The 3,537-nt window shown below is 50.9% G+C and carries 4 protein-coding genes; 3 read left to right on the forward strand and 1 reads right to left on the reverse strand.

The annotated features are described in order from the left end of the window. On the forward strand, nucleotides 1-770 hold a 770-nt coding region (locus KDK14_RS09230; protein ID WP_257264806.1), incomplete at its 5' end, for an ankyrin repeat domain-containing protein. 207 nt (nucleotides 771-977) lie between these two features. Beyond that, nucleotides 978-2,402: an aspartate ammonia-lyase gene (gene aspA, locus KDK14_RS09235; protein WP_257264807.1), complete on the forward strand. Its 1,425-nt coding sequence runs from the start codon at nucleotides 978-980 to the stop codon at nucleotides 2,400-2,402. Here aspA and KDK14_RS09240 read toward each other — a convergent pair. After that, nucleotides 2,391-2,663, reverse strand: a complete 273-nt coding sequence (locus KDK14_RS09240; RefSeq protein ID WP_257264809.1) for a hypothetical protein — start codon at nucleotides 2,661-2,663, stop codon at nucleotides 2,391-2,393. The genes aspA and KDK14_RS09240 overlap by 12 nt on opposite strands. 156 nt (nucleotides 2,664-2,819) lie before the next feature. On the opposite strand from KDK14_RS09240, the gene KDK14_RS09245 reads away from it, so the two are divergent. Continuing rightward, on the forward strand, nucleotides 2,820-3,458 hold the full coding sequence (locus KDK14_RS09245) for a response regulator transcription factor (RefSeq protein ID WP_257264810.1): 639 nt from the start codon (nucleotides 2,820-2,822) through the stop codon (nucleotides 3,456-3,458). Nucleotides 3,459-3,537 lie beyond the last annotated feature (79 nt).

Raw genomic sequence — 3,537 nt, forward strand, 5'->3', positions numbered from 1 at the left:
GCTTCACTGCCCTGATATCGGCCTGCCAGAAAGGGCACGAGGCGATCGCCAAGCTGCTGGTCGACAATCACGCTTGCGTCAATGCCTACCAGGTTGCAGCCGGAAATCGCAAGAGCTTCACCGCCCTGATGTCGGCCTCCCAGAGAGGATACAAGGCAATTTGCAAACTGCTGATCGACAATGGCGCTGACGTCAATACCGAACTGTACAATGGCCACACTGCCCTGATGTCAGCCTCCCAGGAAGGACGCAAGGCGGTCGCCGAGCTGTTGATTGACAAGGGCGCCAAACTCGATGCTTGTCTGAAGAATTCCGGAAGATACAATGGCCACACTGCCCTGATGGCGGCATCCTGGAAAGGGCACGCAGGGGTCGCCGAGCTGCTGATCGACAAGGGCGTTAACGTCAATGCCTGCCGGAATAATGCCGGAGATCTCAATGGCTACACTGCCCTGATGGCGGCCTGTCAGTTCGGCCAAAAGGCGGTCGCCGAGCTACTGATCGAAAAGGGCGCCAACATCGATGCCTGCCAGAGTAATGCCGGAGATTTCAATGGATTAACTGCCCTGATGTGGGCCTCTCGAAAAGGACAAGAGGTGGTCGTCGAGTTACTGATCAATAGGGGCGCTGACATCAATGCCAGTATGGAAGATGGCTGGAATGCCCTGATGTGGGCCTCCTCTAAAGGGTACACGACGATCGCCGAACTGTTGGTCAGCGCCGGGGCTATCCAATCTGAGGTTATCAATAAAAACGGACATTTTAATTAAAACGTGAGTTTGGAGTGAATAAATTTCGATTTTCGCTATTTTTGATAACTTTTGTTTATTTAAGTAGTACCACTTATTGCTGATAATTATGGATAGGCACAGACTAACCCCAGCGAGCCTGCTTTTATCAAGCAAAACAGACTCATCCCATGCAGGCTAATGATTTTCCTCCAGTGCGCAAGTATGGCGCTATCCCGGGCCAAGAAAATGACTGACCTCACCCAATACCGAATTGAACACGATCTGCTCGGTGAAGCTCCAGTTCCGGAAAATGTTTACTATGGCATCCAGACCCAGCGTGCCATTGAAAACTTCCAGATCAGCGGTGTTCAGCTGAACCACTACGCCAACCTGCCACGGGCCCTGGCCATGGTGAAGAAAGCCTGTGCACTGGCGAACCGCGATCTGGGCATGCTGGACCAGCGAAAAGCAGAAGCCATTGCGGATGCCTGTGATGAGATCATCGAAGGCCGTCTGCACGATCAGTTTGTTGTTGACATGATTCAGGCCGGTGCGGGTACCTCCACCAACATGAATGCCAACGAAGTCATCTGTAACCGTGCCCTGGAGCTGATGGGACACCGTCGTGGTGAATACCAGTACCTGCACCCGAACACCCACGTCAATATGGCACAGTCTACCAACGACGTATATCCGACAGCGATGCGTCTGGCCATGGTGCTCAAGCACAAGTCACTGCTGGTGGCCATCAAGACCCTGAAAAATGCCCTGGACATCAAAGCCATCGAGTACAGTGACATTCTGAAGATGGGTCGTACCCAGCTGCAGGACGCGGTACCCATGACTCTGGGTCAGGAATTCCGTGCCTTCAGCACCACCATCGGTGAAGACATTCAGCGCATCGGTGAAATGGCCGGACTACTGCGTGAAGTGAACCTGGGTGGTACGGCGATCGGTACCGGCATCACCGCTGACAGCCGTTATGCGCCGCTGGCCATCAAATACCTGAGTGAAATTTCTGGCCAGGAAATGATTCTGGCTGGCGATCTGGTGGAAGCTACTTCTGATATGGGTGCATTCGTAATTTTCTCCAGCGCCCTGAAACGTCTGGCGGTTAAGCTGTCCAAAATCAGCAACGACTTGCGTTTGCTATCCAGTGGCCCGCTGTGCGGCTTTAACGAGATCAACCTGCCAGAAATGCAGCCAGGTTCGTCGATCATGCCTGGCAAGGTCAACCCGGTTATTCCAGAAGCCATGAACCAGATCGCTTTCCACGTCATTGGTAACGACATGGTCGTAACTCTGGCATCTGAGGCCGCGCAGCTGCAGCTGAACTACGCTGAGCCAGTATTGGTTTACAAGATTCTTGAGTCTATCCGGCAACTGTCTGCCGGCATGAATATGCTGACCGAAAAGTGCATCAAAGGCATTACCGCCAACCGTGACGTGTGCCAAAGCTACGTAGACAACAGTGTTGGTCTGGTTACTGCACTAAACCCATTTTTGGGCTACGAAAACTCCAGTCGTATCGCCAAGACTGCCCTGAAGAGCGGCCGTCGTGTGGTGGACCTGGTACTGGAAGAAGGCCTGCTGAACGAAGAGCAGCTAAAAGAGATCCTGAAACCGGAAAACATGATTGCGCCGCTAAATCTGAGCCAGTCAGCGCACTGATGATTTAACCTGATGAAGAGCCTGTAGCAGTACAGGCTTTTTGCATTCAATACCACCACCAACACACAACACCACCAACACACAACACCACCAACACACAACACCAACAGTATAACTAATGATCATCGAAAACAGTTCCGGGCTAAACCGGAGGTGTGTTTTATTTACCAAAGCAACAGCATCACACTCTGCTAAACTCTTTGCCACGAGATATTGAAATACAGAGCGAATTCCACAGCCTTTAAGCAATTTTTTTTTCAACCTGTGTGACTTCCGGCCAATCTTCCGAGTAACGCAGTTGATGCTCAAAGAGCGTTAATTATGGCTTTCCCGCATCACTTCTTTCCAGCCTGATGGCAAAAACACCAAACTATACAGCAAACTTCTCACAGTGGAGTCATTATGCAGCAACAGGACATGAAGCAAGAACCAACCGTATTTATCATCGATGATGACGAGGCTGTGCGTGACTCGCTGAAAATGTTGATGAGGTCAGTAGGTCAGACTGTCGAAGCCTTTTCTTCACCTGCTGAGTTCCTTGAAGTTTACGATGAAAATCGGCCAGGCTGCATTGTGCTGGATATCCGTATGCCCGGCATGAGTGGACTTGAGCTGCAAAGCAAGCTCAATGATATGCATTGCATTCTTCCCATCATCTTCATCACGGGTCACGGTGATGTGCCTATGGCGGTTCAGGCCATCAAAGATGGAGCAATGAACTTTATTCAGAAGCCTTTTCGCGACCAGGAACTGCTGGACCTGATCAACGATGCCTTGAAACTGGACACACAACAGAGAAAAGAACTGCTGGAGCACAAGGAAATTCTCCGCAGGCTGTCGACCCTGACTGATCGTGAGCGTGAAGTACTGCACCATGTGGTTGAGGGTAAAGCCAACAAGGTCATCGCCGCAGACATCAACCTGAGTCAGCGCACTGTGGAAATCCATCGTTCCCGCGTTATGGAAAAGATGGGTACCAAGTCCCTTGCTCACCTGGTACGCCAGGTCATGCAGATAAAAGATCATCTGGACGGCGAATTTAACTTCAAAATCTAGGAGGCTGTCCGAGAATAGCGCCCCTAGCGAGGATGGCAGAAAATTGAGGATAAAAAGTCGGAAATTTTTAGTGAATAGT

This window comes from Endozoicomonas sp. ONNA2, assembly GCF_024606365.1.
Lineage (GTDB): Bacteria > Pseudomonadota > Gammaproteobacteria > Pseudomonadales > Endozoicomonadaceae > Endozoicomonas.

Coding starts and splice junctions, on each gene's coding strand:
- aspA (WP_257264807.1), top strand. CDS start 978: ATGACTGACCTCACCCAATACCGAATTGAACACGATCTGCTCGGTGAA.
- KDK14_RS09245 (WP_257264810.1), top strand. CDS start 2,820: ATGAAGCAAGAACCAACCGTATTTATCATCGATGATGACGAGGCTGTG.